Annotated in this window: 10 protein-coding genes and 1 riboswitch; of the genes, 6 read left to right on the top strand and 4 right to left on the bottom strand. The window is 46.1% G+C overall.

Annotated features, from left to right (window positions below):
* Window positions 1–241: 241 nt before the first annotated feature.
* Window positions 242–2890, top strand: coding sequence for a cell wall-binding repeat-containing protein (locus tag DHBDCA_RS13105; RefSeq protein ID WP_015044703.1), 2649 nt, complete (start codon window positions 242–244; stop codon window positions 2888–2890).
* A gap of 95 nt (window positions 2891–2985) precedes the next feature.
* A riboswitch (cyclic di-GMP riboswitch) is annotated at window positions 2986–3070 on the top strand.
* Between the two features lie 113 nt (window positions 3071–3183).
* Window positions 3184–4422: a DUF5667 domain-containing protein gene (locus DHBDCA_RS13100; RefSeq protein WP_015044702.1), complete on the top strand. Its 1239-nt coding sequence runs from the start codon at window positions 3184–3186 to the stop codon at window positions 4420–4422.
* A 216-nt stretch (window positions 4423–4638) separates the two neighbouring features.
* On the opposite strand, the gene DHBDCA_RS13095 is transcribed toward DHBDCA_RS13100, so the two are convergent.
* From DHBDCA_RS13095 to DHBDCA_RS13085, 3 genes are all read right to left on the bottom strand, one after another.
* Window positions 4639–4854 carry a DUF2922 domain-containing protein gene (locus DHBDCA_RS13095; protein WP_015044701.1) on the bottom strand — a complete coding sequence of 72 codons (216 nt, stop codon included), beginning with the start codon at window positions 4852–4854 and terminating at the stop codon, window positions 4639–4641.
* A gap of 38 nt (window positions 4855–4892) precedes the next feature.
* On the bottom strand, window positions 4893–5120 hold the full coding sequence (locus DHBDCA_RS13090) for a DUF1659 domain-containing protein (protein ID WP_015044700.1): 228 nt from the start codon (window positions 5118–5120) through the stop codon (window positions 4893–4895).
* An 88-nt stretch (window positions 5121–5208) separates the two neighbouring features.
* Window positions 5209–6075: a DUF3102 domain-containing protein gene (locus tag DHBDCA_RS13085; protein WP_041225926.1), complete on the bottom strand. Its 867-nt coding sequence runs from the start codon at window positions 6073–6075 to the stop codon at window positions 5209–5211.
* Between the two features lie 544 nt (window positions 6076–6619).
* Between DHBDCA_RS13085 and DHBDCA_RS13075 the strand changes: the two genes are divergently transcribed.
* From DHBDCA_RS13075 to DHBDCA_RS13065, 3 genes are all read left to right on the top strand, one after another.
* Complete coding sequence (locus tag DHBDCA_RS13075) at window positions 6620–7885, top strand: efflux RND transporter periplasmic adaptor subunit (protein ID WP_015044698.1); 1266 nt, start codon at window positions 6620–6622, stop codon at window positions 7883–7885.
* Window positions 7882–11178 carry an efflux RND transporter permease subunit gene (locus DHBDCA_RS13070; protein WP_015044697.1) on the top strand — a complete coding sequence of 1099 codons (3297 nt, stop codon included), beginning with the start codon at window positions 7882–7884 and terminating at the stop codon, window positions 11176–11178. The genes DHBDCA_RS13075 and DHBDCA_RS13070 overlap by 4 nt, the downstream gene beginning before the upstream one ends.
* 99 nt (window positions 11179–11277) lie before the next feature.
* The gene (locus DHBDCA_RS13065) at window positions 11278–11874 is read left to right on the top strand and encodes a TetR/AcrR family transcriptional regulator (protein WP_015044696.1); all 597 of its coding nucleotides are present in this window, start codon (window positions 11278–11280) and stop codon (window positions 11872–11874) included.
* A gap of 276 nt (window positions 11875–12150) precedes the next feature.
* Here the strand turns inward: DHBDCA_RS13065 and ytvI are convergent, their stop codons facing one another.
* Entirely contained in the window at window positions 12151–13215 is a 1065-nt protein-coding gene (gene ytvI, locus DHBDCA_RS13060; RefSeq protein WP_015044695.1) for a sporulation integral membrane protein YtvI, read from the bottom strand.
* 266 nt (window positions 13216–13481) lie between these two features.
* On the opposite strand from ytvI, the gene DHBDCA_RS13055 reads away from it, so the two are divergent.
* On the top strand, window positions 13482–15107 hold the full coding sequence (locus DHBDCA_RS13055) for a S41 family peptidase (RefSeq protein WP_015044694.1): 1626 nt from the start codon (window positions 13482–13484) through the stop codon (window positions 15105–15107).
* Window positions 15108–15182 lie beyond the last annotated feature (75 nt).

The following is a 15182-nucleotide window of genomic DNA, read 5'->3' as shown; positions in this document are numbered from 1 at the left end:
ATTTGGAGGTAACCAAGAAAGCCTCTTTTACAGGTTTGCAACGTTAACAATATCCTATATTTACCGATTACACAGTAATAATGGAAAAGTATAAAATTGAATCTCTTACAATATATATTAAAAAATTGGATATTATTATGGTATAATATGTAAGAAAATGAGTATTTTACAATAGTTCTAAAAATAAATCTCGTATAGTACAGTCAATAGAGGTCAAGATCACATTCAGGAGGCCATCAACATGAAAAAAAACAGATTCTTTTTTTCAGCTGCGATTATCCTTTGTTTCTTACTGGTAGCAACAGCATTGCCAGCAAGTATTCAAGCAGCAACGGCACCTACAGTACCGACCAACTTAACTGCGGCTGCTGCAAGCTCCAGCTCAATTGACTTGACCTGGGATACTGTCGATGGGGCTACCTCATACTGGGTTTATCGGTCGCAGTCTTCAACAACAAACTTTCTGAAGATTGCAACGGTCACGGATGTATCTTATACCAATACAGGCTTATGCGCGAACACAACATACTATTACAAAATAAGAGCTTATAATAGCAGCGGGACAAGCACTTATACATCAGCCGTATCCGCAAAGACCTCTGCTCCCACTGGGGAACCGTTAACCCCAACCGGTCTGGAGGCAACAACGCTTAGTTCGAGTCAGATTGAGCTTGTCTGGGATCCGTCAACAGATGCAGAATCTTATTATCTCTTTAGAGATACTTCGTCTTCAGGCTCTTTTACTACAAAAATCGCCACAGTGAAGACGACCACGTATACCAGCACTGGGCTGACTGCAGGCAAACGGTATTATTTCAAGGTTCAGGCGTATAACAGCGGTTTTGGGACCAGCAGTAAATCATCTTACGCCTATGCCACGACGGAAACGGCAGTGCCTGATATGCCGGATAATCTGGCTGCAACTTCAGTGAGTTCCAGCCAGATTAATCTGACCTGGAGTTCGGTGTCTGCAGCAACATCATATTATGTTTACCGAGCCACCAGTTCTTCCGGGACGTACTCCAAAATAGCAACAGTTACGGATGAAAGTTACAATAATACGGGACTTTCTGCGAATACGACCTATTATTATAAAATTAGATCTTACAATAGCTATGGAACAAGCGATTATTCTTCATATGCCTATGCGACAACTAAATCTGCAAGCAGTACTGGAGACACCTCGAATGCCTATCGACTGGCCGGTACAGACCGTTATGCTACTGCTGCCAAAATTGCAGAAGATGGTTGGGACTCTTCCTATTATGCAGTAATTGCCAGCGGAGAAGGTTTCTCGGATGCTTTATGCGGATCACCACTGGCGGCTAAATACGATGCGCCGATCTTACTGACATCGAGGTATGAACTGAATGCGCAGGCAAAAAGTGAATTGGCCAGCCTTGGGGTAAAGCAAGTATTTATTATCGGAGGAACTGGAATAATATCGTCCTCGGTCGAACAGGCAATTAAAAACCTTGGTATCAGCGTTACCAGAATTGCCGGTACGGACCGCTATAATACATCCTTGCTGGTAGCGGAAAAGATAGGAACTTTTGACCAGGCAGTGGTTGCTACCGGGAGCAATTTCCCTGATGCATTGTCTATTGCTTCGATAGCCGGGATTAAAGGGTATCCGATTCTGCTAACGGACAAGTATTCGATCCAGTCTGATATTCTTTCTTACTTAAAAAGTAAAGTCACGACTACGATTGTGGTCGGAGGTACCGGTGCAATTAGCGACAGCATTTATAACAAGCTGCCTTCCCCTGTGAGACTGAACGGTGATAGCCGGTACACAACGAACCTCAGTATTATCAAATATTTTGCGAGTAGCTTTGATTTTAAAAACTGTTACGCTGCAACCGGTGAAAACTACCCGGATGCATTAACCGGCTCGGCACTTGCAGCTAAAAATAATGCGCCAGTCTTTCTGGTCAGCAGTTCGGTGAGCCTTTCTCTTTTAAACTATATTAAGGATCAAAATATATCGTCATTTACCGCATTTGGAAGTTCCAATGTCCTGTCATCATCTGTCTTAAACAGTATGGTCGCATCAGTGTCGGGAACAAGCAGCAAGATACCTGCCATACCGGATGATCTGACTGCTATTGCCTCAAGCCCGATCGAGATTGATCTGGACTGGGATGCGGTAACCGATGCGACAGGCTACTATGTTTATAGAGCGACATCATCTACCGGGACCTATACAAAAATTGATACCGTCCAAACGAGCTCTTACACGGATGATGGTCTCACAGCTGGAAAAACTTACTATTATAAAGTTAAAGCCTATAACAGCTATGGAGAGAGCGACTATTCCACAAGGGCGTATGACACAACAGATGCAGACTATGCGTTGGATACCCCTTCAAACCTTGAGGCAACTGCCTTGAATTCAAAAGAAATTTACCTGAGTTGGGATGAAGTTGATGGTGCCAGTTATTACTATATCTACAGGTCAACCTCATCCTCAGGTACTTACACCAAAATCAAAACTGTTTCGACCAATTCGTATACCGATACAGGGCTCACAGCGGAGGAAACTTATTATTACAAGATACAGGCATACGGAAGCGATGGGTTGAGCGCCTTTTCATCTGTGAAGTATGACAAGACAGACGCAGTAAGCGTACCTGCTACGTTGACAGCTACAGCATTGAGTTCCAGCCAGATCAAATTGACCTGGGAGACCGTCAGTGATGCCGAGTCCTATTATATTTACAGGGCAACCTCCGAGACCGGAACGTATACCAAGATTGCAACCGTAACCGCTCTTGAATATACAAATACTGGGCTCACTTCAGGAAAAACATACTATTACAACATCAAGGCCTATAATGGCAGCAGTCTAAGTGATTATTCCTCAGTGGCTGAGGCAACGACCGAATAGATATGACCAAAGTCCTATTCTCTGTGCTCCGTTGGTATCAAAATGCCTGTCAACAGTTGTATTAAGTTTTTTGGTGAATTATAATAACCATATTAACACGATAAGGGCAAATCCGTCGAAAGGCGGAGACGCAAAGCCACGGGTCTAAAGCCGAAAGGTTATGGCAGCCGGGTTGCCGAATGGGTAACTGAATTAACACTTAATTAGGGTACCTGTTCCAGAACTTGGAGCAGGTATTTTTTTCTCCCCAGGCGGCAAGAACAACAAATTAAGGTTTTGAAAGGAGTAGAAAAATGTTCAAAAAAAGGATTTTGGTATCGGTTCTGTGTTTGCTTTTTACTTTTGCTGTTGCTCCAACTTATGTTTTTGCTGAAACAGTGACGGGTGACACTACAACAACTGAATCCGAGACCATAACAACTGGCGAGGATGCTACGAATACAACAGACGATACTGCTAACGAAACTACGAATGATGCTACAAATGATACTACAGCTGATACAGTCGATGAAGAAATTGCCGATGAAGCTGGTGTAACGCCGGACAGCTGGCTGTACTCACTCGAACAAATGATTGAAAGTGTTCAGGTGGCCGTGACCTTCTCTGCGGAAGGAAAAGCAGAACTGCTGGTCGAGTTTGCGAATGAAAGACTGGCTGAAGCGGAAATCATGTCCGAGCAAAACCAGTTGGATTTGATGGAACAGGTTTTGAAAGTCTATTCAGATACGATAAAGAAAGCCAATTTCCAGGTTCAACAGATCATTGAGGATACCGAAGCAGTTGACGGAACGGATACTACGGGTACAGATGCCACCACTGCCGAGGAAGAAACCACCGCAGCTACCACTGAAGAAACAACTACGGATGAAACAGCCATGGATGAAACGGTGGCAGTTGACACAGAAGAAAATACCGTCATCAGCAATCTACTTGCCAGCATTGAACTTGTCCAAAGTGATGCCGACAAAATTGTCCTGAAAATCAGCGGCAATCTGACGGAAGAACAGGCTGAGATCATGCAGAATATCATCCAAGCCGAAGTCCAGAATACCATTGCCATTAAAGCCTATGTAGCTGCGAAAGTAGCCTATGCTGAAGCTGTGCAAGAATTTGCAGCAGCCAAGGCGGAATTGGGACAAGCCCGTGCTTCAGGTGATGAGGCTGCCATCGCAGCCGCTCTGGGAAAAGTAGAACAGGCTCAAGCATATAAAAATGACATGCAGGACCTCAGAAAAGATGTTCAGAAAATCAAAGTTGAGACGATGAAAGAAACCAAAGAAGTCCTGAAAGAGCAAGCTCAGAACATAAAGGACTACAAGAAAGCCAATAAAGATCAGGCCGTAAGCGGCGAGGAAGAGAGCCTGGAAGCAGGGGACGAACAGGATGCAACAGTTGCAGACGATCAGAATGCCACAGCCGATGGCCAGTCTACTTCGGATGAAACAACAGTCGATGCACAGGCCGTTCAGAACACGGTCATAAATACCTCTTCAAATAACGGACATAACGGTAAAGGGCAAGGAAAAAGATAGGATTTTATATTTTCGATAACTGAGAATCATTCAAATCACATTAAATACCTCCTTAGAAGAAATAGACAGCTATCAGGCAGATAAAGTGCCAGGGCTGTCTGTTTTTGTGGTTTACAAGGAGAAGAACGCGTCTTTTGAAATAAGCTATCAATCAAAACAGAAGGGTTAGGAAATGACATGTACTATTTTTTTGAATTTTTTATAGTTCAAACTTAGCTAAGAGGTTGTTGTTTCGATGACCTTTATATCCTTTACTCCTGTAAGGGAACCGTTTGCCGTAAGGAATATCCCGCCTGCTATAAGCGAGTTCATAACGTCCATGGCTTCAGTCAGCTGAATATCCTCTCGCGGTTGGGGAACCGTTAGGGAAAACGTGTTCCCTCCGGCAGTTGCGAAGGTTAATCTTGCTGTTCGGTTGGTGGTCACAGCCAATTGAATCACCTCCTTGATGCCTGAAGTTGCCCTCTGCTTTACGCTTCGTTTGTTAATTCATCCGTTCTTCTGAAGTAAACGTCAAGCAGCGTATATTCCGACAGACCGAAGATGGCGTGAGCCGTCTCATAGACAGCTTGATCCGAAGCATTGTAAACAATATTGTTAAGGGTTCGCTGTTTGGTTATCGGAGCGCCGGCGGGGCTGACTCCGGTTTGATAAACCAATACCAGAGCCGCGCCGGATGGTGCTGAAACAACGGCCATTCCAATCATCTCCTTTCTCTTTTATTGGACAGCTTACGGCTGTCTTGTACATATTATGCTTGGCTTGTCCAAAGGTTCCCAAAAAAAATCAGGAATTAACTCTAAGCGGCTTCTTAGGGGGCGGCCACATCTTAATTGTCTCTGCCATATATTCAATCAGCTGGTTGGCCCCTTTTCTTTTTTCTTCTTTCAGGTTCGGATCGATATGCGCCAGATTGGTGAGCGCTGTCGTCAGATCGAAGAAGGTATCGGCGATCGTTTTGCAGTAAGCGTCGCATTTTTCTACATACTTGATGTGAGCGTCGGGGTCATGTTCGGTTTTAAGGTTGTGGGTAAAAGGGGCTGTCGTTGCAGAGGGGGCATCACCGGCAGAGGAGGCATTGTTGGCAGATTGGACTTCTGCTTTGACATTCTCAGGATTCGTTGGCATTGACGCAGCCTTAGCCTGCTCATTTTTTAATTCGGAGATGGTGCTGTCGATCGTCTCCAGTCCTTTTTTAAGTACTTGATTCTCCTGAAGCGCCTGCTCTTTTGCCTGATTGGCCTGATCTCTGTCCTTAAGAGCCTGCTGCAGCTCCTGTTTCGTCATATTGCCGACGTTATTGCGCGCGATAAATTCCTCCCGCTCCTCTTCCGGTAAACCCAGTAAGAGGAGAGCCTGGGTGTAAGTCAAATGGGACACTGGTGTCCCATTTGAGCTGTCGGCTTCTTCAGGGAAGCTAGGCTCGTACTCTTCGTAGAGCTTTATCAGCCTGGAGGCAGTTCGGCGAGAATAGTTCACAGACTCTTCCAGCCACTTAATCCATTCCCCGTGTTTGAGCATGGCCTTGGCTTCCTGCAAATGACGGCCGATTTCAATGGCGCTGGTAAGCAATATTTTCTTAGTTTGGTAGGTTATCATATTTATTTCAGCCGCAATGACAAGCGGTGTGCGTTCGGTAGCCGGATTATCCATACCGCCCATCCGTCCTTTCATTATGAGTCTAATTACAGCATATGTAGATAGGCTTCGGATGGTGAGGGCTTGGTTTTGTGACGTAACAGACAAAAGTAATGGCAATGGCAAAAGATAGCTAAAGATAGCAGGAATAGCTATAGACAATAAACGCAGCGCAATAATAAATAAATCCCACGGGTTTTGAATCCGTGGGATTTTTAATATCAAAATGATTTCACGAAGCACGATAGTCTGAAACTCATCATTGGACATAGCGGCTTCCCTCCAAAACAAAATGGATCCTTTAACAGATATTATGCAATATAAAAAAGAAAAAAACACCCATAAAATACCAAAAATTTACAAAATAATGTTGCCATTTATGGGAAGAAAATATTTGGTAATATCTAACTTAAACCCATTGACCCAAGGCACAAAGGAAGATAAGATAAGAGAGGTGGTGTGCCGACCGACCAGTCGGTTTTTAACGACTATCACATTCATGAATATGTCCTAAAAAGAATACACTTAGAAAGATATTGATTTACGGGGGAGTAGAAAAATGAAATTCAAAATGAAACGGTCTGAGCAGGGTGGCAGCCCGGACTTAAAAAAACCGACCGGGAAGAAGAAAATGATCATTACCGTGATCGTAATCCTGCTTGTCCTTCTGATCGGGGTAAGAATCTACGGGGCAGCGCAATCCGCAGCGGAAAAGAAGGCGGCAGAACAAAACAGACAGAATTATGTCCCGGTGGAAGCCTTGACCTTACATAAACAGAGCATCTCCTCTGCGATTACCTTAAGCGGTAAAGTTGAAGCGGATAAAGAAGCTTCCGTGGTCGTCGGCACCCCGGCCAAAGTGGCGGCGGTCTATACCAAAGTTGGGGACCGGGTCAGCAAGGGCCAGGTACTTTTCAGCCTTGATAAAACCGATTTGATGTCCGGCTATAACCAGGCCGCAGCGGCCTATCAACTGGCGCAGGCCGGCTATGAAACCAATATGGCCAATTATGAAAACAGCAAAAAGAATTATGAGAATATGAAACAGCTGTATGAAATCGGCGCGGTCAGCAAGTCCGAGCTTGATCAGGCTGCCGTGGTGGCTTCGGATGCGGTTCTGGAAACGTATAAAGGCCAGTTGGCCCAGGCCAAGGCTGCCTATGATGCGGCGCAAAAATCCCTGAATGATATGGATGTTAAGGCGCCGATCGACGGTGTCCTTACGGCGCTCGATGTGAAAATTGGGTCGATGGTAACGAGCGCCGTTTCTCCGGCCAGGGTGGTGGACCTGAGCAAAGTATTTGTAACGGTCAGCATTAGCGAGCAGGAGATTAACCGTGTGCACAGCGGCCAGTCTGTCCAGATTGAAGTGCCTGCAGCTTTAGTGAAAGTCAAAGGGGCTATTGACAGTGTAAGTATCGCAGCCAATGCCCAGGGGAAATATACGCTAAAAACCTACATTGACAATAAAGACAGCATGATCAAACCCGGCATGTTTGCCAATGTGACCTTAAACATTGCCGGCAAAGATAATGTCTTGGCTGTGCCGACCGATGCGGTGATTTTTCACGGCGGAAAAGACGTCGTGTATGTTGCCAAAGATAATGCTGCAGCCGAGATGGAAGTAACGACAGGACTTGAGAGCGGCACCGAGACTGAGATCGTCAGCGGACTGACGGAAGGGGACATCGTCATTATCAAAGGGCAGAACTTTGTACAGGATGGTACGGAAATCAAAGTCGTAACTGTTGACGGCAAGCAGGTTGCTCAGGAAACGACGGATACGGCAGCTTCGGCGCAAACAGGGGGAGGCGTTCAGAAGTGAAAATATCTGAAACGTCGGTAAAACGCCCTGTTACAGTCCTGATGCTTGTTTTTATTATCATCATTCTCGGATTTGTGTCCTTCACGCGTATTCCGCTGGACTTGATGCCCGAAATGGAATTGCCTTATGCAATCGTGAGTACATCCTACAATGGAGCAGGCCCTCAGGAGATTGAAAACCTGGTCACGCAGCCAATCGAAAAGGCTGTTTCCACAGCCCAGAATGTCAAAAATATCAGCTCCATCACTTCGGAAGGCAGTTCGCTTGTTATTCTGGAGTTTAATTATGGAGTCGATATGGATCAGGTTGCCCTCGACCTCAGAGAAAAAATTGACCTGATTAAAGATTACTTCCCCGACGGCGTCAGCAGCCCAATGGTCTTGAAACTCAATATGAATTCAACCCCGGTCTTGACGCTTTCTATTTCGTCATCGACGATGAGTCTCTCCGAACTGCAAACCCTGTCGGAAGATACGATCCAACCGAGACTGGAAAGAGCGGAAGGGGTTGCTTCCGTGTCCGTGACCGGCGGAACCAAGGATATTATTGAAATCCGGACAAAAAGTGAGAAATTAGCCGGTTATGGCATTAGCCTCGCTTACCTTCAGGGAATCCTGGCTTCGGAGAATGTCAACCTGCCCGGAGGTACGGTCAAGAAAGGGACCCAGGAGCTGACTGTCAAAACGACCGGGGAATTCATGTCGGTAGCTGAGATCGAGCAGCTGCTTATTCCGCTGCCTACCGGCGGAAATGTTCAGCTGAAAGATTTAGCCGATATCGAATTAAAGCCGGATCAGCAGACAACCATTTCCAAAGCGAACGGCAATCCCGGTGTCAATATTTCGATCCAAAAACGTTCCGACGCCAATACAGTCCAAGTTGCGGAAGCAGCCTATGTAGAGATCGACAAAATCCAGGATGAACTAAAAGATGTCAAGATTACGGTGGTCATGGATAATGCAGCCTATATCAAGGCTTCATTGTATTCGGTCGCGGAGCATGGGGTTATCGGCGCTCTCCTGGCGGTACTGGTCCTGTACATTTTCCTGCGAAATATCCGTTCTACCCTGATTATTGCTTCAGCTATCCCGATTTCCATTATTGCGACGTTTTGTCTATTATATTTTACCGGCATTACGCTGAATCTGATGACGCTGGGCGGATTAATGCTTGGTATTGGCCGTCTGGTTGACGATTCGGTCGTGGTGCTCGAAAATATCTACCGCTTCCGACAGAACGGCTATTCCAGGGTCGAAGCGGCAGTGAAAGGATCTTCGGAAGTAATCATCGCTGTCATGGCTTCCACGCTGACGACGGTCGCAGTCTTTTTACCGATCGTCTTTGTCCAGGGATTAACCTCCACACTATTCCGGCAGTTTGCCTTGACGATCGCGTTTTCGCTCGGAGCATCGCTGGTCGTTTCGATGACGGTTGTCCCGATGCTCGCTTCCAAGCTGCTGAAAGTAGAGCGGAAGAATCAGACTGCTGGTTTTGCTGATGCTGGTAAGACAGGGGAAACGGATAAAGCATATACACAGACCGAAGCGGCTGAAGCATCCGAAACATCCGAAACATCCGAAACAGTGAAAGTAGCCATAACGGATGCAGCGGAAGATGAAGAAAATGGCAGGGGATTCTTCCGTACTCCTGCGTTCCTGGCGAAAGCCCACGATAAATTTGACCAGGGCTATGAAGCGCTGCTCCAGGGGTATAAGAAACTGCTCAGATGGGCCCTGGGCCACAGGAAACGCGTTTTTATCGTTACAACCATTGTCTTTGTCGTTTCCATTGCCTCTGTTGCCGCTGTTGGGACAGAATTCTTCCCGACGACGGATGAAGGCATGCTCTCGATCAGCGTTACGCTTCCTGACGGGGCAAAGGTCGGCGATACCTCGGCGGTCATGCGTGAAATTGAAACGAAGATAGAAGATATTCCCGAGATCGATACCATCTTCCTGGATGCCGGATCATCCGGAACCATGAGCCTGACAGGCGCACAAGGCAACGTTGGTACCTTTACCGTGAAGCTGCTTCCTTTAACGGATCGGAAACGCGGCGTCGTGGAGATCTCCGATGAAATCCGGGACCGGATTAAGGACGTACCCGGGGCCAAAACCAGTGTCGCAGCAACCCAGTCCGTGATGAGTGCCGGTGATCCGATCAGCATCACCATCAAAGGTGAAAATCTGGATCAGCTGAAGAAGATCGGAGACGATTTTGTCACCGTGATTAAAAAAGTCCCGGGAACCCGCGAAGTTAAATCCAGCTATGAAGACGGAATACCGGAAGTTGAAATCAACGTGGACCGTAAGGCGGCCAGCCAGTATGGTCTGAGTGCCGGAACAATCGCCTCTGCGGTAAAAGCATCGATCAGCGGGGCAACCGCGACACAGTTCAAATACAATGGGACCGAAATCGATGTAAAGATCAAAGGGGACGAAACGTTTAACCGGAATCTCCAAGCCCTTGAGCAAATTCCCATTACCACGGGCCTCGGCTATACCGTTACGTTGGGCCAAGTGGCGGATGTTTCCGTCAGCCGCGGTCCTGTCAGCATCAGCAGGGACAACCAGGCGAGGACCCTGACGGTCTCCGGTCAGATCAGCGGCAGGGACGTCGGCAGTGTCTCCAAAGATATTCAGACGGCGCTGGCAGATTACCGGATGCCGAATAATTATACCTATGAAATGGGCGGACAGCAGCAGGAAATGGTCGATGCATTCAGTGACCTGTTCCTTGCGCTCGGACTTGCCGTGGTTCTGGTCTATATGGTCATGGCTTCCCAATTTGAGTCGCTGGTTTATCCGTTTGTCATCATGTTTTCCATCCCGCTTGGATTTGCCGGAGCGTTCTTAGGATTATTCATCACCGGTAAACCATTAAGCGTTATGGGGATTATTGGTATTATCATGCTGGCCGGTATTGTCGTTTCCAATGCGATCGTTCTGGTCGACTATATCAATACACGACGAAGAACGTACAAGGAGGACGTGCATGAGGCAATAATCAATGCAGGACCGATCCGCTTGCGGCCGATCATCATGACGACGCTAACGACTGTTCTAGCCATGCTGCCGCTTTCACTCGGGATCGGGGAAGGCTCGGAGTTTCAGGCGCCGATGGCCATTGTCGTTATCACAGGTCTCCTATTTTCAACCCTGGTTACCCTGGTGCTGATTCCGGTCATGTATTCTTTCACGGATGATCTGTCCAACAAATTCAAACGCAAATTCAGAAAAGACAAAAAGTCTAAACCGGTGATCGCAGTAAACACGGATCAGCATACCCTTTAACTTGTAACAAGGGAAAAAGCTTTACTCAAAAAAAGCTGTAATTAAAAGACGAAGAATTTGATTTTACAGGCATCGGATCGGATAAAGGGGGGAACAACGGTGACCAAGGAACGGAAAAAAACTGAAATCCTCCAGGCAGCCGGCAAAGTATTTTATATCAAAGGCTTTGAAGGAACAAAAGTGGACGATGTCGCCAAAGAAGCCGGGATCGGCAAAGGGACCGTCTATGAATATTTTGATAGCAAGCAACAGCTCTTTGAGGAAATGGCCGTTTATAACTGCGAAGAGCATGGACGCAACATTCAGGACATTTTGGAAAAAGGAGGCTCTTTCAAAGAAAAAATCAGAGTTCTGGCAAAATATCAGGCAGAGTTGGTCAAGGAGCATATGCCGATTGCCAGGATGATGTCCTGTTCCAAGATTATGGTCAGGGAGATGGGAGCGGTCTTTATTGAACAAAATATCCGGGTCGGAGAGATTATCAAAAAGCAAGTCGTGCAGGCCATGGATCAAGGGGAAGTCAGGGCTGATATCGATCCGGAATTTGCTTCGGCGGCAATCATGGGCATAATCATGCAGTATTGCGGCAAAAAAGTGATATTTGCTGAGGCCATGCCTGAGGAAGCGGACTATGACAAAATCGTTCAGATCCTGATGTCGGGAATTGGAATAAAGCCGGATGATAACAGAAGATAGTGAGCAGATCATAAAGAATCAATAAAAAACAGGTACGTTTCCGATGGGCTGAAGGTGCTCTCTGCGGGACGTACCTGTTTTTTATTATATAGAATGTTGACTAGTACCATGTAACCCTAAATCTTGTATATCCTGGCGGCGGATTTCTTTTCATACTGCGTTGTCGTCAATCGCCATACACTCGGTATGGCTCAATCCTCCGCCTTGTCTTAAAAGAAATCTGCTCACCATTATATTACAATTTTAGGGGTTACAAGGTACTAGAATATAGCTTAGTTATATCTTGAAATTCAGTTTGATGACGCCGACCTTGACAAGGGCTCTATAGAAAATACAGGCCAGCGGGAACAGGAATACGCCGAGGACCCCCATCACTTTGAAACCAATCCAGATACTGATCAGAGTCGTCAGAGCGCTTAAACCGATGCGCTCGCCCAGTATCTTGGGTTCAATCACTCTCCGTACGACAATGATAATGATATACAGAATGGCCAGACCTGCGGCCAAGAACAGCTGATCCTGGAAAAGCGAGACAACAGCCCAGGGCATTAGCACGGATCCGGTACCGAGGATCGGCAGGATATCTACGATTACGATCAACAATGAAATGACTGCCACGTATTTTACATGGAGGATAGCGAGACCGGCAAAAGCAATAATATAGGTGATTGTGCTCAAAATGACCTGCGCTTTAAAAAACCCTAATGTAGCATTGCGCAAATCACTTAAGACGTAAGCGACTTTCAGCTTGGAGGAATCTTTGAAGAAGGAGTAGAAGAAACGGTGGATATTGCTTAACTGGAATGTGAACAGGAAAACGGATACCAGGTAGATAATCGACAGGAAGAACATGTTCGGTATCGCCGTGGAGATACTAAGTGTTGAGGAACCGATCGCGGATACCAGGTTGATGTTAGCCAGGTCATTGATCCATTTCATGATCATATCGTTTATTTCGGGAGGCAGCAATCCGATCGTTTCCTGGATACGCCCCGTAACGTTCAAAAACCAAACCTGAATTGCCGGGCCGTTCGATTGAATAAAGTCAAGCAGGTCCAAAAATTGAACATAGAGCTTACTGATGATCAAGTAGAGGAAAATAACAATACTGGCAAGAAAAAACAGGTAGGTCACAGACACGGAGAGTGTCTTGCTTTTAAATCTGGAGACCTTGCTCAACCATGCTGCTGCAGGTTCCAGAAAAAGGGCCGTGAAGTAAGCAAGGACAAATGGCATAAAATGCGGAAGAATCTTATAAAGGCCATATGGAATGACGAGGGTTGCAACAATGATTAATACGGCGATAAATACTTTTTTGGAGTAATCAAGAAGATTTGACATTGTCCGAACCTTTCTTATCAGCGATGATCAGAAAAATATGTTTTTAAAATAGTCCTGTTTAGATAATATTATCGGAAAAGCCTTGAATATGCAATCAAAGTCTGGGAAGCACATGACAAATAATCCTGAAACGGAAAGGGGAATGCCCGTTTTCGTCGAATTACTGCTCAGATAAAAAATTTGAACGAAACTTAAACGAAGCCTGAACATGCAAGATCATTGAATTTAGGCCGGACCTGCAAATCATACAGGAGGGAAAAAAGAACGTGAAATTTGGTAAAAGTCTAAGGTTTTTGATGACAGTGCTTCTGGTATTCTGTCTGGGTTTGGGACTTCCGCTGCAGGCTTATGGCGCGGAAAACGATGCCCTGGATGAAGTCAGAACAATTTTGCAGGAGCAATATGTCGATGTTGTTCCGGATGAGATACTGAACGCGCCGACGGTCGAAAAAATGCTTCAAGGGTTGGGTGATAAATACACCGAGTATCTGACCGCAGCCGAATATGATGACATGATCAATTCACTGAATATGTCCTTTTCCGGAATCGGGATAGAACTGGAAATGGTACAGCAGGGGGTCAAGGTTACCCGGATCATTACTGGTTATGGGGCTGATAAGGCAGGAATCAAACAAGGGGACATTATCCTCGAAGCAGATGGCTATTCCCTGGCGGGAAAGACCTCGGAATATTGCGCTGGCAAACTTCGGGGGACGGAGGGAACCAAGGTTCAGGTAAAAGTCAAAAGAAACGCTCAAATCCAGAGCTTCACTGTCGTACGGATGAAGATTGTGATGCCGCTGGCTGAAGGCCGGGTGCTGGAAGGGCATATTGGCTATATCGCAGTTAATTCCTTTGGCGAGGATGTTGCAACCCAGTTCGGCAAGCAGGCCCTGGCCCTGCAGGAAAAAGGCGTAGACTGCTGGATTATTGACCTGCGTAATAACTCCGGAGGGTATACGAAAGCGGCAATGGAGCTGTTGGGTTATTTTATCGGGGATAAAAGCGCGTATATCATGAAAGCAAGGGGAAACCTGGGTATTGTCGATACAGCCGTCAAGCAGGCTTTCACGATGGAAGGGCCGATTGTCTTGTTGATCAATGGGTACACGGCAAGCGCTTCTGAGATTACATCGGCCGCGCTGAAGGACTATGGCAAGGCGACCGTCATCGGGGAAACGACCTACGGTTCAGGCCGGGTTAAGGCTTTGATCCCATTAAGCAACGGAGACTATTTGAAAATGTCCGTTTACAGGTTTTTCTCTCCGTACTATAACCCGATTGATGAGATTGGAATCAAGCCTCATCTGGATTTGACCGGCGTCAATGAGCTGAATACGGCTGTTTTGATGCTTAAAAACTATAAGTCTGAAGATAAATCACAAGATAAATCAGGGTATATCCAGCTGGAGGCGGGCCCTTATCTTTATCCGCTTTCGGTAAAAGAGCTTCGTCAAACTGAAAATTGGGTACTTGGCAAGAAAATCCTGGATTCAGCTTATGTAACCACAACACTTAAACTCGGAGGCCCCAACGGTTGGGAGCCATTTCCTGAAGAGGTTCTCCAGGACCGCTGGCAGATCTACTACCCGGGATATGAAGAGTCCGGAGATCTTAAAAATATCCCGCTCGGCAAGGTGTTCAACGTGAGCTTTAACCGGGAAATGGATTGGAATTCCGTAACGGCAGACAGTATTGAACTGATCAATACTGCTACAGGAGAAAGAGTCAAGTGCGCATACGTGTTTGTCGATCAGCAGCGTATGACTGTGAAACCGGAAATGAAACTTCAAGCCAATACTGGGTATTGGCTGGTGATACATCCTACAATCAAGGATGCTAAAGGTCAGGCAATTACCGGGGGTGTAGCGTCAGCCACAACGGCGAAATAACTTTTCTTTGTGATTCTTATAACAAACAACGTATAAAAATCACCTTTTATGGGAAAGAATAGAAATAGATTAATC

Source organism: Dehalobacter sp. DCA (assembly GCF_000305775.1).
In the GTDB taxonomy this organism is placed as follows: Bacteria; Bacillota; Desulfitobacteriia; order Desulfitobacteriales; family Syntrophobotulaceae; genus Dehalobacter; species Dehalobacter alkaniphilus.
This window is presented reverse-complemented; position numbering and strand designations above follow the sequence as displayed.